Below are 17,642 nucleotides of genomic sequence, written 5' to 3' on the forward strand. Positions count from 1 at the left end.
GATATAGAAGTGCAGGCGCACATGGGCGTGAGGATAGACATATTCCACGCCGCACCAGGCTTCGGCGCTGTCGATATGCAAGCCCAGTTCCTCGACAAACTCGCGCTTCAGGGCATCGAGAATCGCTTCGCCCGGCTCGACTTTGCCACCCGGAAACTCCCAATACCCGTCATACGGCTTGCCGGCCGGGCGCTGGCCCAGCAGCACGTCGCCGTTCGGTTTCATCAGGATGCCGACGGCCACATCGACCGGTTTGACTTTCACGTCGCTCATTGCGGCAGCTTTCCCGCAGGAAGTTTCCCGGCATAGTCGCGCGCGAACTGCCAGGCGACGCGGCCCGACCGCGAACCGCGCTGCAGTGCCCAGCGCAAGGCGTCGCCGCGCGCCTGCGCGATCTGCTCGGGCGTGCAGCCGAACGAGGCCAGCCAGTGCGCCGTGATGTCGAGATAATCGTCCTGCTTGAACGGATAAAACGACAGCCACAAACCGAAGCGCTCGGACAGCGAAATCTTTTCTTCCACCGTTTCGCCCGGATGCAGGTCGCCATCGTCGTCGGTCTTGTAGCTGCTGTTGTCCGACATGCGCTCCGGCATCAGATGGCGCCGGTTCGAGGTCGCATAGATCAGCACATTGTCCGATTGCGCGGCGATGCTGCCGTCGAGCGCGACTTTCAATGCCTTGTAGCCGCTCTCGCCTTCTTCGAACGACAGGTCGTCGCAGAAGATGATGAAGCGCTCGGCGCGCGCCGCCACCAGGTCGACGATGTCGGGCAGGTCGGAGAGATCAGCCTTGTCGACTTCGATCAGGCGCAGGCCCTGGCTGGCAAACTGGTTCAGGCAGGCCTTGATCAGCGAGGACTTGCCGGTGCCGCGCGCGCCTGTCAGCAGCACATTGTTGGCCGGACGGCCAGCGACGAACTGGCGCGTGTTCTGCTCGATCTGCGCCTTTTGCGTGCCGATATTGTGCAGGTCGTCCAGCGCGATGTTCGACACGTGCGCCACCGCCTGCAGATGGCTGGCGGGGCCCTGCCGCCGGCGCCAGCGAAACGCAAAGCTGTTCCAGTCCGTTGCAGGCACGGCCGGCGGCAGGATCGCTTCCACGCGGGCCAGCAGGCTTTCCGCGCGGATCAGGAATTGTTCGAGGCTGGTCATGAACGATAGTCGGCGTTGATCGACACGTAGTCATGCGACAGGTCGCAGGTCCACAGGGTGGCGGTGGCGTCGCCGCGCGCCAGTTTCACGCGGATCGTGATTTCGCTTTGCTGCATCACGCGCTGGCCATCCTGCTCCTGGTAGTCGGGATTGCGGCCGCCATTCTTGGCCACCCACACATCGTCCAGGTACAGATTCAGCTGGCCCACGTCCAGGTCGTCCACGCCGGCGTAGCCGATGGCGGCCAGGATGCGGCCCAGGTTCGGGTCCGACGCGAAGAACGCGGTTTTCACCAGCGGCGAATGGGCGATCGAATAGGCGATCTTGCGGCATTCTTCCACGCTGCGGCCGTCTTCCACGGTCACCGTCATGAACTTGGTCGCGCCTTCGCCGTCGCGCACGATCGCCTGCGCCAGGAACGTCGACAGTTCGGTGACGGCTGCCGCCAGTGCCGCGTAGTCGGGCGAGTCGACCGAGTCGATCACCAGGCTGCCCGCGCCGGTGGCGACCAGCATGAAGGAGTCGTTGGTCGAGGTGTCGCCGTCGATGGTGATGCAGTTGAACGACTTGTCGGCCGCCTGTTTCACCAGCTGGTCGAGCACCGGCTGCGCCACGGTGGCGTCGAATGCCAGGAAGCCCAGCATGGTGGCCATGTTCGGCTTGATCATGCCCGCGCCCTTGCTGATGCCCGTCAGGGTCACCGCATGGCCGCCGATGGTGACGGTGCGCGAGCCGGCTTTCGGCTGGGTATCGGTGGTCATGATGGCTTCGGCGGCCGAGAACCAGTTGTCCGAGGTCAGCGCGGCCACGGCCTGCGGCAGGCCGGCCACCAGGCGCTGCACCGGCAGCGGTTCGAGGATCACGCCGGTCGAAAACGGCAGGATCTGCTGCGGCGTGCAGCCCAGCAGTTCGGCCAGCGCGGCGCAGCTGGCCTGTGCATCGGCCAGGCCCGATTCGCCCGTGCCCGCATTGGCGTTGCCGGTATTGACCAGCAGCGCGCGAATCGGTTCGGCGCCGGCGGTGACGGCCGCCAGGTTGGCTTTCGAGATCTGCACCGGCGCCGCGCAGAAGCGGTTCAGCGTGAACACGCCGGCCACCGTGGCGGTCGGCGCCAGCTTCAATACCAGCAAATCCTTGCGGTTCGGTTTCTTGATGCCGGCTTCGGCAACACCGATTTCAATACCGGCGACGGCTTTCAGGTCGGCGGCGACGGGCTTGGGAGAATTGACGGCCATATGAGTTCTTCTGCGAGGGGAAAAGGAAGCGCTATTGTAGCGCCTTCGCGACGGCGTTGACCATGCGGCGCGTGATCAGTGGCAGCCTCATCCATACCGGAACGGATCAAGCCAGGTGCATGGCCCGCTTGTGTTTGATCAAAACAAAAGCAGTGGGCACGATTAAGGTAGCAGCATACCCATCCGCGCGTTCTGAACACCGTGCAGCCTGCTCAGGGAGTGTGCCATGCAGCAATATTTGAAACGCCTCCGTTTATGGTCCTGGCGTGACAGCGCCACGATCATTGCGGGCTTGATCGCGCTGTGCTGCCTGGGTGCCTGCACCGTGCCCGATCGCCATGCCCCGGTGGAAAACGCGGCGCTCGCGCCGCCAGGTCCAGCACCAGCACCAGCACCGATGCCCGATGCAGCGGTCACGCCACGGCCGTCCTCCAACGCGGGAGGGGCCATCGTGGGCGGCCTGCTGGGCAACCTGGTGGGCGGCAGGACCGCAGCAGGAGGCGCCGCCGGCGCCCTCGCAGGCAAGATTGATGGCGCACTGGGCGTGACCGTCTACTATGCCACCGACCGCGAATTTCGCCCCCGCGAAAACAGCTACGGCTGGCAGCCCAACCGCGCTGCGCCGCATCTGAACTATGGCAGCGTACTGGTCAGCATTCCCGAAAAACGCGCACCCGGCGAACTGCCACTGGCGCCCTGGTACGATTTCATCAGCAGCGACGACACGCAGCAATATGTACTGATTGAAGGCATGCAGCGCTGGTCGCGGGCCGATTTTTTCGCCGCCATCAGGAATCTCGCCGCCGCCGATCCGGACCGGCGCGCCGCGTTCATCTATATCCACGGCTACAGCAATACGTTCGACGATGCGGCGCGGCGCACCGCCCAGATGGCGGTCGATCTCGATATCGGCGCCATTCCCGTGTTCTACAGCTGGCCCTCGAAAGGCACGCTGGCAGGCTATGAATTCGACCAGAATTCCGCCCAGTGGACGCAAGCGCATCTGCAAGCTTTCCTGGCCGACTTCGCGGAGCATTCCCTGGCCACCGACATCTATATCATTGCGCACAGCATGGGCAACCGTCCGCTGACGCTGGCGCTGGCAGGGCTGCTTGAAACACGGCCTCAATTGCGTCCGCTGTTCAAACAGGTGGTGCTGGCGGCGCCCGATATCAACGCCGAGGTGTTTCGCGAACAGATCGCGCCGCGCTTTGCCAGCCTGAAACTGCCCACCACCCTGTACGCGTCGGCCAATGACAAGGCGATGCGCGCTTCCTACGGCTTTGCCGAATGGGACCGCATCGGCGACATTCGCGGCCCCGTGGTCGCCATTCCCGGCATGGAACTGGTCGATGCCTCGACCGTCGTGATGAACTTCATGGGCCACGATTATTTTGCCAGCAACCGCGTGCTATTGACCGATATCGCCACCATGATCAAGACGGGGCAGCGGGCCGGCAAGCGGGGCGGACTGCGCGGCGTTCCGGCGCGCGCGCCCCAGTACTGGGCATTCCCCTGAATGCTGGCCGCGCGGCATAAAAAAAACGGAGACCGCGGTCTCCGTTTTTTGTTCAGGCTGTCAAACTGCCTTTAAGCCAGCTTGCCGTGGCAAGCCTTGTACTTCTTGCCGCTGCCGCAAGGGCATGGATCGTTGCGGCCGACCTTGACTCCCATGCTCACGCTCATGTCGTCGACATACTGGTCGTTGCTGTCGCCAGCCGTTGGCGCCAGCAGTTCTTCCGGCGCGGCGTTCGGATCGAACTCGGCGTGCTGGTAGTGCACGTTTTCCACATGCGACTGCTGCATCGCCGCTTCGGCCGCATCGACTTCTTCGCGCGACTGGATGCGTACCGTCATCACATGCTTGGTGACGTCGTTCTTGATCATGTCGAGCATCTGGCCGAACAGTTCGAACGCTTCGCGCTTGTATTCCTGTTTCGGGTTTTTCTGGGCGTAGCCGCGCAGGTGGATACCCTGGCGCAGATGGTCCAGCGCCGCCAGGTGTTCACGCCAGTGGCTGTCCACGCTTTGCAGCATGACATTGCGCTCGAAGCCGCCAAACGATTCCTTGCCGACGATATCGATCTTCGACTGGTACACGGCATCGGCCGCCACCAGCACTTTTTCGACGATCTCTTCGTCCGTCAGGGTCGCATCCGCGGCCAGCAGTTGCTGCAGCGGCATGTCGAGCTGCCAGTCGCTGGCCAGCGTGGCTTCCAGGCCCTTGATGTCCCACTGCTCTTCCACCGATTCCTGCGGCACGTAAGCATGCACCAGGTCGGTGAACACGCCATGGCGCAGCGAGGCGATCATTTCCGAGATATCGGTCGTTTCCAGCAGCTCGTTACGCTGCTGGTAAATCACTTTGCGCTGGTCGTTGGCGACATCATCGTATTCCAGCAATTGCTTGCGGATGTCGAAGTTGCGCGCTTCCACCTTGCGCTGGGCCGATTCGATCGAGCGCGAGACGATGCCCGCTTCGATCGGTTCGCCTTCCGGCATTTTCAGGCGGTCCATCACGGCGCGCACGCGGTCGCCGGCGAAGATGCGCAGCAGCGCGTCGTCGAGCGACAGGTAGAAGCGCGACGAACCCGGATCACCCTGGCGGCCGGCACGGCCACGCAACTGATTGTCGACGCGGCGCGATTCGTGGCGTTCGGTACCGATGATGTGCAGGCCGCCCGCATTGACCACATGGTCGTGCAGCGACTGCCATTCATCGCGCAGCTTCTGCGATTGGGCAGCCTTGTCGGCATCGCTCAATTCGGCGTTGGCTTCGATGAACTTGATCTGGTTTTCGACGTTACCGCCCAGCACGATGTCGGTACCGCGACCGGCCATGTTGGTGGCGATCGTGATGGCTTTCGGACGGCCCGCCTGGGCAATGATTTCCGCTTCGCGGGCATGCTGCTTGGCGTTCAGCACATTGTGCGGCAGCTTGGCCTTGTCGAGGATGCCGGACAACAGTTCCGAGTTCTCGATCGAGGTGGTGCCCACCAGTACCGGCTGGCCGCGCTCGTAGCAATCGCGGATATCGATCAGCATGGCATTGTATTTTTCGGCCGACGATTTGTAGACCTGGTCCTGGCGGTCCTTGCGCTGCAGCGGACGGTTTTGCGGAATCACCACCGTTTCCAGGCCATAGATTTCCTGGAATTCGTACGCTTCGGTGTCGGCCGTACCGGTCATGCCGGCCAGCTTGGCGTACATGCGGAAGTAGTTCTGGAAAGTGATCGAGGCCAGGGTCTGGTTCTCGTTCTGGATCTTCACGCCTTCTTTCGCTTCGACAGCCTGGTGCAGGCCATCGGACCAGCGGCGGCCCGTCATCAGGCGGCCCGTGAATTCATCGACGATCACCACTTCATTGTTCTGCACCACATAGTGCTGATCCTTGAAGTACAGCGCATGCGCGCGCAGCGCGGCATACATGTGGTGCACCAGCGAGATATTGGCCGAATCGTACAGCGAGGCGCCTTCCGGCAGCAGACCGAGTTCGGTCATGATGCGCTCGGCCTTTTCGTGGCCCGCTTCGGTCAGCAGCACCTGGTGCGCCTTTTCGTCCTTGGTGTAGTCGCCAGGGACGTCCACTTTGCCCTTGCCGTCCGGCGTTTCTTCGCCGATCTGCAACGTCAGCAGGCCTGGCACTTCATTGATCTTGTGATACAGGTCGGTATGGCTCTCGGCCTGGCCGGAAATGATCAGCGGCGTACGCGCCTCATCGATCAGGATCGAGTCGACTTCATCGACGATGCCGAAGTTCAGCGCGCGCTGCACGCGGTCGCGCGCTTCGTACACCATATTGTCGCGCAGGAAGTCGAAACCGAATTCGTTGTTGGTGCCGTAGGTGATGTCGGAGTTGTAGGCCTGCTGCTTGGCGCTGTGCTCCATCTGCGACATGTTCACGCCCGTCGACAGGCCCAGCCAGCCGTACAGGCGGCCCATGGTCTCGGCGTCGCGCTGTGCCAGGTAGTCATTGACCGTGACGATATGCACGCCCTTGCCCGACAGGGCGTTCAGGTAGGCTGGCAGGGTTGCCATCAGCGTCTTGCCCTCGCCCGTGCCCATTTCGGCGATCTTGCCATAGTGCAGGACCATGCCGCCGATCATCTGGACATCGAAATGGCGCATGCGCAGGACGCGCTTGGACGCCTCGCGGCAGACGGCGAAGGCTTCCGGCAACAAGGCGTCGAGCGATTCGCCACCGGCGATGCGTTCCTTGAAGGCCGGCGTCTTTGCTTGCAACTCGGCATCCGACAGCTTTTCGATGACCGGCTCGAGCGCGTTGATCTCGCGTACCGTTTTTTGGTATTGCTTGAGCAGCCGCTGGTTGCGGCTACCGAAAATCTGGGTCAGTAATGACATGCTTGAATTCTTGAAAAAACGCCGTTAAAAAAAGCTCGGTAGCTGACAGCGAGATGACAATCGCGTGACCGCACGGAGTTCGACTATGGCAAAAGACGATGATTTTATCATGCGTTCCCCCCAAGGTTGGGATCATGCACTATATAACAATAGCTTTAAGACAAACAATGCGGGGAAATGACGGACATTTTGCGCCCCGAAGAGGCAGCGGGCGACGGCGGCGGCCGCCCTCGCCATGCGCGGGCGAGTGTGCTATGTTTCGGCCATGCGAAATCCCACTTACTCGCCGGCGCCGCGCCGCGGCTACGGCTTTGCCCGCTCAGGCCCGGCCGTCACGGGCGCCACCGACTTCTTGCGCGGCAACGCGACGATGGCGTCATTGATGCCGACCGTCAAGCGCCTGGCCGCCCTGCAACAAGATTGCGCCAGGGCCCTGCCCGTGATGTTCGAGCATTGCGACATCCTGCAATTCGAAGCGGGCCAGCTGGTGCTGGCCATCCCGAACGCGGCACTGGCCGCCAAGCTCAAGCAGCAGTTGCCGAAATTGCAAGGAGAACTGGAAAAGAAAGGCTGGCAGATCGCCGGCATCAAGCTCAAGATCCAGGTGACCAAGAGCATCGCCCCCATCGTCCATACGCGCGCGCTGGTGCTGCCGGAAAAGGCCATGACGGCCCTGGAAGAACTGAGCACGGCGCTGCCGGCGTCGAAACAGAACGATCAGCTGATCGCGGCGCTGCGCAGGCTGGTGCGGCATCACCGCGACGCCAAGGAATGAGCAAAATACCGCCAATTAACGCATGGTACGTAGGTCGGATTAGCGCGCAAGCGCGCAATCCGACAACACCGCAGACGCCAACAATGTTGTCGGATTACGGCCCGAGGGACCTAATCCGACCTACGTCAGCGACCACTCGCGTTCCATCTGGCGCAGGTAGGATTGCGGCGCCGCTTCATTGGTGGCAAACGAGACGATTTCATACGACTCCGGCTGTTCCAGCAGCGCCAGCAGCAACTGGTTGTTCAGCGCGTGACCGGACTTGTGCGCCGTGTAATAGGCCAGCAGCGGATGGCCGACCAGGTACAGGTCGCCGATGGCGTCGAGGATCTTGTGGCGCACGAATTCGTCTTCGTAGCGCAGGCCATCGGCATTCAGGATGCGGTATTCGTCCATCACGATGGCGTTTTCCAGCGAGCCGCCACGGGCCAGGCCCATGCCGCGCAGGCTTTCCACGTCCTGCATGAAGCCGAACGTGCGCGCGCGCGCCACGTCGTGGATATACGACACGTCGCCGAAATCGACCGAGGCGCGCTGCATGGTGCCATCGACGGCCGGATGATTGAATTCGATAAAGAAGTCCAATTTGAAACCGTCGTATGGCGACAGGCGCGCCCACTTTTCGGCGTCACCCTTGCCGTGGCGCACTTCCACCGGCTTGATCACCTTGATGAATTTCTTGGCCGACGCCTGTTCTTCCACGCCCGCCTGTTGCAACAAGAATACAAACGACGACGCGGAACCGTCCATGATGGGAATTTCTTCCGCATTCACGTCGATATACATATTGTCGATGCCCAGTCCCGCTGCGGCCGACATCAGGTGCTCCACGGTCGACACGCGCGCGCCGTCCTTGATCAGCACGGACGCCATGCGCGTGTCGCCCACCGCCATCGCGCTGGCGGGAAACTCCACCACGGGCGACAGGTCGATGCGGCGAAACACGATGCCCGTGTCGATGGCGGCCGGGCTCAGTGTCAGTTCGACCTTGGTGCCGGAGTGCAAGCCGACACCGATGGTGCGGACCGATTGTTTGATGGTGCGTTGTTTTAACATGCCACGATTATAGCCAGTTGCGGCAGGGAATGCTGGCCGGAAAAAATTTGTTACGGGTGTTCACTTTCCATATGGGCCGCTTCCTTGCGCACCAGATAGATGCCGCTGGCGATAATGATGGCCGCCCCGACCAGCGTGTATTCATCCGGCAGGGTACGCCACAGCAGCCAGTCCAGGCTCATGCCCCAGGCCAGGGCCGAATACTCGAACGGCGCCACGCTGGACGCCTTGCCGCTGCGAAACGCTTCCGTGATCGCCAGCTGGCCCAGGAAACCGCTGACCGACAGGCCGGCCAGCAGCAGCCAGTCCTCGCGGCGGATCGCCACCCATTCGTGCCAGCACAGCGCCACGCCGCCGGCCGCCATCATGATCATCAGCCAGAACACCATGCTCTCGCTGGCGTCGGTGCGGCTGAGGATGCGGCCGGTAATCGCCGACACCGCATAGCAGGCGGCCGCGGCCAGCACGGCCAGCCCGGCCAGCGACAGAAAGTCGCCGCCTTCGGGGCGCAGCACCACCAGCACGCCACCCAGGCCCACCGCGATGGCGCACCAGCGCGCCAGGTCGACCTTTTCTTTCAGGATAAATACGGACAGCGCCGTGATCAGCAGCGGTGCGATAAAGAACAGCGAGTATGCCTCGGCCAGCGACAGGCGCTTGAGGCCATAGGCAAACAGCGTGATCATCAGGATGCCCAGCACGCCGCGAAACACATGCAGCGGCCAGCGCACCTTCAGCACGTTTTTGAACGCGCCCCGGTACAGCAGGTACAGGCACACCAGCGGCAGCGACGACAGCGCGCGCAGGGCGGTCACCTGCATCGCGGGATAGGTTTCGGACAGCAGCTTCATCGCTGTATCCATCAGCGAAAACATGCCGGCGGCGGCCAGCATCGCGTAGATGCTGCGCAGATTGGGATTGTGGGAGGTCAAAGCAACTCCTGGCGGAGATAGACCGTCATCATGGCGACGGCCGGAGCCAGGACAGGATGGCCAGGTCAAGGCGCCACGCGGTCGCCGGGATTATAGCAAGGGTGGCGGCTATGCTGACTGCAGCGGCAACAGCATCACCAGTTTTACCTCATGCTGGCGCGCCAGGTGCAAGGTCACCTGGTTGAACGCCAGCGCGCCCTGCACCGGATGCTGGAAGCGGCGCAGCCCGCCATCGCGCCCCAGCACCTGCTGCGCATCCCACCCCTGCCGGAAAGCGTCGCTGGCATCGAGCAGCTCCGCGATCAGGCCGGCCAGCGGCGCCTGGTCGGCGCGGCGGCCGATATCGGCGCGAAACTCGCCCACCAGCCGCTGCGCGCGTTCGGGCCAGCCGGCGATCAGGTCACGTGCCTGAGGCGACTGGAACATGAAGCGCAGCTGGTTCGGACTGGCGCTATCGGAAGACGCATCGAGCCAGCCGACAAACAGATCGGTCGCCTGCGCGTTCCAGGCCACCGCATTCCACTGCTGGTCCAGCATATACGCTGGCGCATCGATGGCGGCCACGATGGCGGCCAGCTCGCCGGCGCCCGCGCCTGCCCCGTGCGCCATGCCATGCTCGGGATCGGCCTTGTCGGCCACTTCGAACAGATACGCGCGCTCGGCCGCGCTCAGCTGCAGCACCTGCGCCAGGCGCGCCAGCATCTTGCCCGAGGCCGATACGGGCCTGCCCTGCTCCAGCCAGGTCAGCCAGGTGGGACTGACATCGACCAGCTGCGCCAGCTCTTCGCGGCGCAGGCCCGGCGTGCGGCGCCGTCCGCCACCGGGCAAACCGGCCATGGCGGGGGTGACGGCTTCGCGCCGGGCGCGAATGAATTCGGCAAGCTTGTGCGACATGGCGTCCTTTCATGCTGGTAGCGCATGGTAGTAAATATACCAGTATAAGTTCTTGTCTTGTTACAGGATAAAGCTGCGTCTATTCTGCCAGTACACCAACATTTACGGGAGCAAACCATGCAACAGCACGATGTCATTACCGAGCAGTTCGGCAAGACCGCCAACGCATATCTGAGCAGCGCCATCCACGCGCAAGGCGCCGACCTGGTGCTGATGCAGGAAGCGGCGCGCCGCCTGGGACGCCCCGTGGTGCTGGACCTGGGCTGCGGCGCCGGCCACGCCAGCTTTGCCGTCGCACCAGTCGCCGCCTCGGTGGTGGCGTACGACCTGGCGCAGCCCATGCTCGACGTGGTCGACCATGCGCGCATGCAGCGCGGCCTGCACAATATCGGCACGCAGCAAGGCGACGTGGCCAGGCTGCCGTTTGCCGACGCCAGTTTCGACATGGTCGTCACGCGCTTTTCGGCGCACCACTGGAGCGACGTGGCCGGCGCGCTGGCCGAAGCCTGGCGCGTGCTGCGTCCGAACGGCAAGTTACTGGTGGTCGATATCGTGGCGCCGAAGACCGCGCTGTACGACACCACCTTGCAGGCGGTGGAACTGCTGCGCGACGGCTCGCACGTGCGCAACTACCGCGCCTGCGAATGGGGCGCCAAGTTCGACAATGCAGGTTTCACGCACAGCCTGCGCAGCGTGTGGAAGCTGACCATGCAGTTTGACGAATGGGTGGCGCGCATGCGCACCCCGGATGAGCGCATCGCCGCCATCCGCAACCTGTTCGATGCAGCCCCGGAGGAAGCGCGCCAGTATTTTGCGCTGCAGGGCGATTACTCGTTCGATATCGATGCGGCGCTGTTCGAGGCGACCAAACCGACGATGCAATAAAAATGGGGTCGGACCCTGTGGGTCCGACCCCAGCTGTTGCTTTGGGTTGGTAATAGAATTTGGCTGCCCCCCACATCAAGTGCCGGGGTCAGCAACTGTCTTAACCATTTAATTTAGTTGCTGACCATTGTGTGTTGTTGTGGACCATGGAATTGAGGATCACAAGCAATTTACGCATGCAAGCGACCAACGCCACCTTTTTTACTTTCCCCGCATCTAGCAGCTTTTGATAGAACTGCTTGATGACGGGGTTATGCCGCGTGGCTACCAGCGCTGCCATATACAGCACAGCACGAACAGATGCCCGGCCGCCCCAGATCGAGCGTTTTCCGCGCAGCGTACCGCTGTCGCGGTTGAAGGGGCAGACGCCAACGAGCGCACAAAGTGCTCGGCGATCCAAGTTCCCCAGTTCAGGCAATTCGGCGAGCAATGTCATTGTGGCGACATGTCCTATACCGGGAACCGATGCCAGTATGTCTGCCTTTGCTCTCCAGGCAGGACTTGCCTTAACTGCTTTGCCCAAGTCCAGATCAGCAATCTTGATACGCCGTTTCAGCCAAGTAATGTGCTCTTCAATTTCATCACTCATGCTGGCCGATGCCTGACCTTGACGATTACGTTCGGCCGTCACCATGTCAACCAACTGGCGCCGTCGCGTCAGAACCTCTTCCAACCCCCTTAACGCTTCGTTCTTTAACTCCCGCTGTTCCGGTCTGACGGCCGCTGCGAAACGAGCCAGCGCCCAGGCATCGACCTGATCTGTCTTGGCCAGCAAACCAAGTCCCTTCGCGAAATCCCTGGCATGACGCGGATTGATCACCGCCACCGGAACAGCTGCAGTAACCAGCAACGCAGCGGCTTCAAATTCCAGCCCGCCAGTAGCCTCCATCACGACCAAGGCTGGCTGTATTTCCCGCATCGCTTCAAGAAGCTCAATGCGACCAGCTTCATCATTGCTAAATTGCGCTTGATACTTCTCAGGATACCCGCTGACATCAAGCGTTTTCTTGCTCACGTCAATGCCAATGAAAACTTCTGCTGGTGTCATCACGATTCTTCTCCCTGTCTTACTGATCCGGGGTTCTCCCCCTGACAACTGTTCGGGCTAATAGAATCGGACACGCCGCCGTAGGCTGACCCTCGGGATTTGCTCCCACAGACCCTGCAGGCTGACGTGTCCGTAGATCGTAATTTACACAATTTTCAAGATATAAGACCCGCAGGGTCTGCCCCCGATCAATCCAGCCTTACTTCAACTGGCCCAGCAGCGTTTCCGCATTCGACACTTCAAACTTGCCGCCCTGCTCGATGTTCAGCTGCGTCACCACGCCATTGTCTGCCAGCAGCGAGTAGCGCTGCGAGCGCGTGCCCATGCCGTGCTTGGAGAAATCGGCGTCCAGGCCCAGGGCCTTGCTGTAGGCGGCGTTGCCGTCGCCCATCATGCGCACGATGCCGGTGGCTTTCTGTTCACGGCCCCAGGCGCCCATCACGAACGCGTCGTTGACGGAGATGCACCAGATTTCATCGACGCCGGCCGCTTTCAGCGCTTCGGCGTTCTGCACATAGCCTGGCACGTGCTGTGCCGAGCAGGTTGGCGTGAACGCGCCTGGCAGGCCGAAGATGGCGATCTTCTTGCCCTTGGCCAGGTCCTGCACGTTGAACGTGTTCGGGCCCAGCGCGCAGCCTTCGGTTTCGGTTTCGATGAATTCAGCCAGGGTGCCTTCCGGCAGGGTATCGCCGATCTTGATCGTCATGGTGACTCCTTGTTTTATACGGTAATGGGGGAAGCCGGCTGCTGCCGGCACTGCGCGACAGTATGCCTGACTTGCCGTATTTGTGCAGAAAAGCCACACGAGGGCAACGGCTGGCAGAAAAAAAACGGCGGCCCTCAGGCCGCCGTCCGATTGGCTGCATCAGCAGCGATTAATCTGCCTGTTTGCGCAGGAAGGCAGGAATGTCATACGTCTCCATGCCGTTCTTTTCCATCGCGCGCACCTGCTCCGATGCCGACTCGCGGCGCCATACTGCCGGCGCCTTGCCGCTGTCAAAGCCGGCTGGCGTGGCCACGCCCACGGTGGTGGCCACGGTTTGCGCGGCGCCCATCGAAGCCGATGGGGTCAGCGGACCGTTGTGGGTACCGGTGCGCAGCACTTGCTGCGGCACCAGCTGGATGTTTTTCTTGGCGCGGCCCAGGCCCGTCGCCACCACGGTGACGCGGATATCGTCGCCCATGTCGTCGTCGTACGCGATACCTTGCGCGATCGACGCATCCGGTGCGGCAAAGGCGCGTACCGCCGCCATGACTTCCTTGATCTCCTTGCCTTTCAAGCCACGGCTGGCCGTGACGTTGACCAGCACGCCGCGCGCGCCGGACAGATCAATGCCGTCCAGCAGTGGCGAGGCCACTGCCTGTTCGGCCGCGATGCGCGCACGGTCCACGCCGGACGCCGTGGCGGTCCCCATCATGGCCTTGCCCTGCTCGCCCATGATGGTCTTCACGTCGTTGAAGTCGACGTTGATATGGCCCGGCACGTTGATGATCTCGGCAATGCCGGCCACCGCGTTGTTGAGCACATCATCGGCGTGCTGCATCCATTCCAGCATGCTTTCGTCTTCGTAGATCTCTTCCAGTTTTTCATTGAGGATGATGATCAGCGAATCGACGTGCAGGGACAGCTGCTCCAGTCCTTCGTCGGCGATGTCCATGCACTTCTGGCCTTCGTACGAGAATGGCTTGGAGACCACGGCCACCGTCAGCGCGCCCAGTTCCTTGGCCACTTCGGCCACGATAGGAGCGGCGCCGGTGCCGGTACCGCCGCCCATGCCGGCGGCGATGAACACCATGTGCGCGCCGCGCAGCGAGTCGGCGATGCGCGCGCGCGATTCTTCGGCCAGCTGGCGGCCCACGGCCGGCTTCATCCCGGCGCCCAGGCCGGTGTCGCCGATCTGGATGATGTTGTGCGCCTTGGACGTCGACAGGGCTTGAGCGTCGGTGTTGGCGGCAATGAATTCCACGCCCGACATGCCTTTGTTGATCATGTGTTGAACCGCATTGCCACCCGCACCGCCGACGCCGACTACCTTGATGACGGTACCTAAAGCTGTGTTATCGACCATATCGAACTCCATGATGTGCTCCTATCAGAATGCGGTTTCCAAGCGCCAGGCCTCATATCGGTAGGAGAGCTGGAGATTGAAAACTGCGGTTAAATTTAAATTAAGTTATGTGTACCTGCGCTGCTGCCAAAAAACCTGTGTACTGCCGGGCGAGCTGCATGCCCTTAAAAATTCCCCAAGAACCATTCCTTCATGCGCTGCCAGACTGCCTTCACGGAGCCGTCCTGGCGCGTCACGATATGACCGCGCAAGTATTGCTTTTTCGCTTCCAGCAGTAGTCCCAGCACGGTCGCGTAGCGCGGACTGCGCACCACGTCGGCCAGCTGACCGCGATACTCCGGCGTGCCGAGGCGCGCCGGTTTCAAAAATATGTCTTCCGCCATCTCCACCATCCCGGGCATGATGGCCGTGCCGCCCGTCAGCACGATGCCCGACGACAGCACGCCTTCGTAGCCCGATTCGCGCACCACCTGGTGCACCATCGCAAACAGCTCTTCCACGCGCGGCTCGATCACGGCCGCCAGCGCCTGGCGCGACAGGTTGCGCGGACCACGGTCGCCCAGGCCCGGCACTTCCAGCGATTCGCCCGGATCGGCCAATACCTGCTTGGCCACGCCGTAGCGGATCTTGATCTCTTCCGCTTCCGCGGTCGGGGTGCGCAGCGCCATTGCGATGTCGTTGGTGATCTGGTCGCCGGCGATCGGAATGACTGCCGTATGGCGGATCGCGCCATCGGAAAACACCGCCACGTCGGTGGTGCCGCCGCCGATGTCGATCAGGACCACGCCCAGCTCTTTTTCGTCGGGCGTCAGCACCGCGTCGGCCGAAGCCATCGGCTGCAAAATCAGGTCCGACACTTCCAGGCCGCAGCGGCGCACGCACTTGACGATGTTCTGCACGGCCGACACGGCGCCTGTCACGATATGCACCTTGACCTCCAGGCGGATGCCGCTCATGCCGATCGGCTCGCGTACATCTTCCTGGCTGTCGACGATGAACTCCTGCGGCACCGTATGCAGCAATTGCTGGTCGGTCGGAATGTTAACCGCTTTTGCCGTCTCGATGACGCGCGCCACGTCGGTGGCCGTCACCTCCTTGTCCTTGATGGCCACCATGCCGCTCGAATTGAAGCTGCGGATATGGCTGCCCGCGATGCCGGCATATACATTGCGGATCTTGCAGTCGGCCATCAGCTCGGCTTCTTCGAGCGCGCGCTGTATCGACTCCACCGTCGCCTCGATATTGACGACCACGCCTTTTTTCAGGCCTTTCGATTCGTGCTGGCCCAGCCCGATCACTTCGTGGCGTCCATCGGACATCACTTCGGCTACCACCGCCACCACTTTCGAGGTGCCGATGTCGAGGCCGACGATCAGGTTTTTCGCGTCTTTTGTCATTTCTGTCGCCTAGTTTTTTGGGCTATGGTTAAAGTTATTCGGTTACGACGGTTACGTCGGTTTTACAACTGGCTTGCTGATCTTCTTCTTGATGATCGCCGGCTTGCCATCCTTGCCTTCGGCCGGGATCACCAGCCCGGCCGAACTCAGGGCCAGGCCATTCTGGTAGCGCATGTCGATCGTGTCGATATTTTCCAGGCGGCTGGCCAGCTGCGGATATATGCCCACCAGCCGGTCTACCCGCGCCTTTAAAATCGTGTGATTCTGTTCGCGTCCCAGCGCCACGCTCATGCCATTATCGAGCCTGACGGTCCACGCATAGCGGCTCGACAGCGACAGCGACTCGGGCGCCATTTTCAACGGCGCGAACCATTTTTCCAGGTTCACATACGTCGCCAGCACTTCCTTCTCGCTGCCGTCCGGACCGGAAAACGCGGGCAATTCATGGTCGTCTTCGGCTTCGGCCACGTTGGCGGTAAATACATCGCCCTTGACCGACAGCAGGCGGCCATCCTCGCCCCAGGTCCCCAGCGCTTCATGTTCTTCCAGCGCCACGATCAGCTGGTTCGGCCACTCGCGGCGCACGCTGGCGCGGCGCACCCAGGGTACCGACTCGAACACGCTGCGCACGCTTTCCAGGTTGGTCGTGAAAAAATTGCCCTTGATGCGGCCTTGCGTGCCGGCGCGCAGGGTCAGGTAATTCACGTGCCGCAGTCCCTTGGCATCGACGCTTTCCACCTTGATGGTGCTGAGGTCAAACATCGGACGCTGCGACACCCACCACACGCCGGCGGCCACGCACACGACCAGCACCGCAGCCATCAGGCCGTTGGCGGTCGTATTGAGGCTTTTAGCGTCGTGCCACATGTCAGCGCTGTCCCTTGTTGATTTTCAGGCGCGCCGACGCCACGATTTCCAGGCACAGGTCTTCATAGCTGATCCCCACCGCGCCTGCCGCCATCGGCACCAGCGAATGGCCGGTCATGCCGGGCGAGGTATTCACTTCCAGCAGGAACAGCGCGCTGTCGGCATTGCGCATCAGCACATCGACCCGGCCCCAGCCTTCGCACCCCAGGGCGCGGTAGGCAGCCAGCGCGATGCGCTCCATGTCGGCCAGGATCGCCGCATCGAGGTCGGGCGGGCAGAAATACCGGGTCACGTCCGTGAAATACTTGTTCTGGTAATCGTAGTTGCCTTGCGGTGCGACGATTTCAATCGGCGGCAGCGCGCGCGCCGTGGCGCCCTGGCCCAGGATCGCCACCGTGAACTCGCGGCCCGTGATGAACTGCTCGGCCAGCACCGAATCGTCGAGACTGGCGGCGATGTCGTAGGCAGCCTGGAAAGCCGGCGCTTCGTGGACGGTGGTAATGCCGATGCTCGAGCCTTCATGCGGCGGCTTGACGATCAGCGGCAGGCCCAGTTCCTGTGCCACTTGCGCCAGGTCGGAGCTGTCGTTCAGCACCATGTACTTCGGCGTCGGCAGGCCGTGCATCAGCCAGATCATCTTGGTATAGACCTTGTCCATGCCGACCGAGCAGGCCATCACGCCGCTGCCGGTGTAAGGGATGCCCAGCTGTTCCAGCGCGCCCTGCAGGCTGCCGTCTTCGCCGAAGCGCCCGTGCAGCGCGATGAACACGCGGTCAAAATGTTCAGCGGCCAGTTCGGCCAGGCTGCGCTCGCCCGTGTCGAAGCCATGCGCATCGACGCCGTGGCTCTGCAACGCGGCCAGCACGCCGGCGCCGGACATCAGCGACACTTCGCGCTCGGCCGAACGGCCGCCGAACAGGACGCCGACCTTGCCCAATTGTTTAACGTCGATAGCTGAAGCTTGGTTCACG

The 17,642-nt window shown here is 62.2% G+C and carries 16 protein-coding genes; 3 read left to right on the plus strand and 13 right to left on the minus strand.

Annotation, left to right across the window (positions count from 1 at the left end; genetic code table 11):
• The 3 genes from RTQ46_RS07865 to argJ form a co-directional block, all read right to left on the minus strand.
• On the minus strand, nucleotides 1-273 hold a 273-nt coding region (locus RTQ46_RS07865), incomplete at its 3' end, for an NUDIX domain-containing protein (RefSeq protein WP_312435699.1).
• A complete protein-coding gene (locus RTQ46_RS07870) occupies nucleotides 270-1,151 on the minus strand; it encodes an ATP-binding protein (RefSeq protein ID WP_312435701.1) in 882 nt (293 codons plus the stop codon). The genes RTQ46_RS07865 and RTQ46_RS07870, both read right to left, overlap by 4 nt.
• Nucleotides 1,148-2,386 carry a bifunctional glutamate N-acetyltransferase/amino-acid acetyltransferase ArgJ gene (argJ, locus tag RTQ46_RS07875; protein WP_312435702.1) on the minus strand — a complete coding sequence of 413 codons (1,239 nt, stop codon included), beginning with the start codon at nucleotides 2,384-2,386 and terminating at the stop codon, nucleotides 1,148-1,150. Before argJ ends, RTQ46_RS07870 begins: the two co-directional genes overlap by 4 nt.
• Nucleotides 2,387-2,612: 226 nt before the next feature.
• Here argJ and RTQ46_RS07880 point away from each other — a divergent pair, with 226 nt between their 5' ends.
• Nucleotides 2,613-3,905: an alpha/beta hydrolase gene (locus tag RTQ46_RS07880; RefSeq protein WP_312435704.1), complete on the plus strand. Its 1,293-nt coding sequence runs from the start codon at nucleotides 2,613-2,615 to the stop codon at nucleotides 3,903-3,905.
• 71 nt (nucleotides 3,906-3,976) lie between these two features.
• Here the strand turns inward: RTQ46_RS07880 and secA are convergent, their stop codons facing one another.
• Nucleotides 3,977-6,748 (minus strand): preprotein translocase subunit SecA, encoded by a 2,772-nt coding sequence (gene secA, locus RTQ46_RS07885; RefSeq protein ID WP_312435705.1) that lies wholly within the window; start codon nucleotides 6,746-6,748, stop codon nucleotides 3,977-3,979.
• A 265-nt stretch (nucleotides 6,749-7,013) separates the two neighbouring features.
• Between secA and RTQ46_RS07890 the strand changes: the two genes are divergently transcribed.
• Complete coding sequence (locus RTQ46_RS07890; RefSeq protein WP_312435707.1) at nucleotides 7,014-7,523, plus strand: DciA family protein; 510 nt, start codon at nucleotides 7,014-7,016, stop codon at nucleotides 7,521-7,523.
• 120 nt (nucleotides 7,524-7,643) lie between these two features.
• On the opposite strand, the gene lpxC is transcribed toward RTQ46_RS07890, so the two are convergent.
• The 3 genes from lpxC to RTQ46_RS07905 form a co-directional block, all read right to left on the minus strand.
• Nucleotides 7,644-8,579, minus strand: coding sequence for a UDP-3-O-acyl-N-acetylglucosamine deacetylase (gene lpxC / locus RTQ46_RS07895; protein WP_312435709.1), 936 nt, complete (start codon nucleotides 8,577-8,579; stop codon nucleotides 7,644-7,646).
• A 50-nt stretch (nucleotides 8,580-8,629) separates the two neighbouring features.
• Nucleotides 8,630-9,472: a DMT family transporter gene (locus RTQ46_RS07900; protein WP_312435837.1), complete on the minus strand. Its 843-nt coding sequence runs from the start codon at nucleotides 9,470-9,472 to the stop codon at nucleotides 8,630-8,632.
• A gap of 147 nt (nucleotides 9,473-9,619) precedes the next feature.
• Nucleotides 9,620-10,405: a helix-turn-helix transcriptional regulator gene (locus tag RTQ46_RS07905; RefSeq protein WP_312435710.1), complete on the minus strand. Its 786-nt coding sequence runs from the start codon at nucleotides 10,403-10,405 to the stop codon at nucleotides 9,620-9,622.
• 117 nt (nucleotides 10,406-10,522) lie between these two features.
• Between RTQ46_RS07905 and RTQ46_RS07910 the strand changes: the two genes are divergently transcribed.
• Complete coding sequence (locus tag RTQ46_RS07910; protein ID WP_312435711.1) at nucleotides 10,523-11,290, plus strand: class I SAM-dependent methyltransferase; 768 nt, start codon at nucleotides 10,523-10,525, stop codon at nucleotides 11,288-11,290.
• Between the two features lie 100 nt (nucleotides 11,291-11,390).
• Here RTQ46_RS07910 and RTQ46_RS07915 read toward each other — a convergent pair whose 3' ends face one another.
• From RTQ46_RS07915 to RTQ46_RS07940, 6 genes are all read right to left on the minus strand, one after another.
• Nucleotides 11,391-12,338 carry an IS110 family transposase gene (locus tag RTQ46_RS07915; RefSeq protein WP_312435713.1) on the minus strand — a complete coding sequence of 316 codons (948 nt, stop codon included), beginning with the start codon at nucleotides 12,336-12,338 and terminating at the stop codon, nucleotides 11,391-11,393.
• A gap of 199 nt (nucleotides 12,339-12,537) precedes the next feature.
• A complete protein-coding gene (locus RTQ46_RS07920) occupies nucleotides 12,538-13,044 on the minus strand; it encodes a peroxiredoxin (protein WP_312435715.1) in 507 nt (168 codons plus the stop codon).
• Nucleotides 13,045-13,213: 169 nt separating this feature from the next.
• A complete protein-coding gene (gene ftsZ / locus RTQ46_RS07925) occupies nucleotides 13,214-14,419 on the minus strand; it encodes a cell division protein FtsZ (RefSeq protein WP_312435716.1) in 1,206 nt (401 codons plus the stop codon).
• 152 nt (nucleotides 14,420-14,571) lie between these two features.
• The gene (gene ftsA, locus RTQ46_RS07930) at nucleotides 14,572-15,804 is read right to left on the minus strand and encodes a cell division protein FtsA (RefSeq protein ID WP_308923954.1); all 1,233 of its coding nucleotides are present in this window, start codon (nucleotides 15,802-15,804) and stop codon (nucleotides 14,572-14,574) included.
• A 51-nt stretch (nucleotides 15,805-15,855) separates the two neighbouring features.
• Complete coding sequence (locus RTQ46_RS07935; protein ID WP_312435717.1) at nucleotides 15,856-16,671, minus strand: cell division protein FtsQ/DivIB; 816 nt, start codon at nucleotides 16,669-16,671, stop codon at nucleotides 15,856-15,858.
• Between the two features lies 1 nt (nucleotide 16,672).
• The gene (locus RTQ46_RS07940; RefSeq protein WP_312435718.1) at nucleotides 16,673-17,641 is read right to left on the minus strand and encodes a D-alanine--D-alanine ligase; all 969 of its coding nucleotides are present in this window, start codon (nucleotides 17,639-17,641) and stop codon (nucleotides 16,673-16,675) included.
• Nucleotide 17,642 lies beyond the last annotated feature (1 nt).

This window comes from Janthinobacterium sp. (genome assembly GCF_031995485.1).
In the GTDB taxonomy this organism is placed as follows: Bacteria; Pseudomonadota; Gammaproteobacteria; order Burkholderiales; family Burkholderiaceae_D; genus Janthinobacterium.

Coding starts and splice junctions, on each gene's coding strand:
- RTQ46_RS07870 (WP_312435701.1), bottom strand. CDS start 1,151: ATGACCAGCCTCGAACAATTCCTGATCCGCGCGGAAAGCCTGCTGGCC.
- argJ (WP_312435702.1), bottom strand. CDS start 2,386: ATGGCCGTCAATTCTCCCAAGCCCGTCGCCGCCGACCTGAAAGCCGTC.
- RTQ46_RS07880 (WP_312435704.1), top strand. CDS start 2,613: ATGCAGCAATATTTGAAACGCCTCCGTTTATGGTCCTGGCGTGACAGC.
- secA (WP_312435705.1), bottom strand. CDS start 6,748: ATGTCATTACTGACCCAGATTTTCGGTAGCCGCAACCAGCGGCTGCTC.
- RTQ46_RS07890 (WP_312435707.1), top strand. CDS start 7,014: ATGCGAAATCCCACTTACTCGCCGGCGCCGCGCCGCGGCTACGGCTTT.
- lpxC (WP_312435709.1), bottom strand. CDS start 8,579: ATGTTAAAACAACGCACCATCAAACAATCGGTCCGCACCATCGGTGTC.
- RTQ46_RS07900 (WP_312435837.1), bottom strand. CDS start 9,472: ATGCTGGCCGCCGCCGGCATGTTTTCGCTGATGGATACAGCGATGAAG.
- RTQ46_RS07905 (WP_312435710.1), bottom strand. CDS start 10,405: ATGTCGCACAAGCTTGCCGAATTCATTCGCGCCCGGCGCGAAGCCGTC.
- RTQ46_RS07910 (WP_312435711.1), top strand. CDS start 10,523: ATGCAACAGCACGATGTCATTACCGAGCAGTTCGGCAAGACCGCCAAC.
- RTQ46_RS07915 (WP_312435713.1), bottom strand. CDS start 12,338: ATGACACCAGCAGAAGTTTTCATTGGCATTGACGTGAGCAAGAAAACG.
- RTQ46_RS07920 (WP_312435715.1), bottom strand. CDS start 13,044: ATGACGATCAAGATCGGCGATACCCTGCCGGAAGGCACCCTGGCTGAA.
- ftsZ (WP_312435716.1), bottom strand. CDS start 14,419: ATGGAGTTCGATATGGTCGATAACACAGCTTTAGGTACCGTCATCAAG.
- ftsA (WP_308923954.1), bottom strand. CDS start 15,804: ATGACAAAAGACGCGAAAAACCTGATCGTCGGCCTCGACATCGGCACC.
- RTQ46_RS07935 (WP_312435717.1), bottom strand. CDS start 16,671: ATGTGGCACGACGCTAAAAGCCTCAATACGACCGCCAACGGCCTGATG.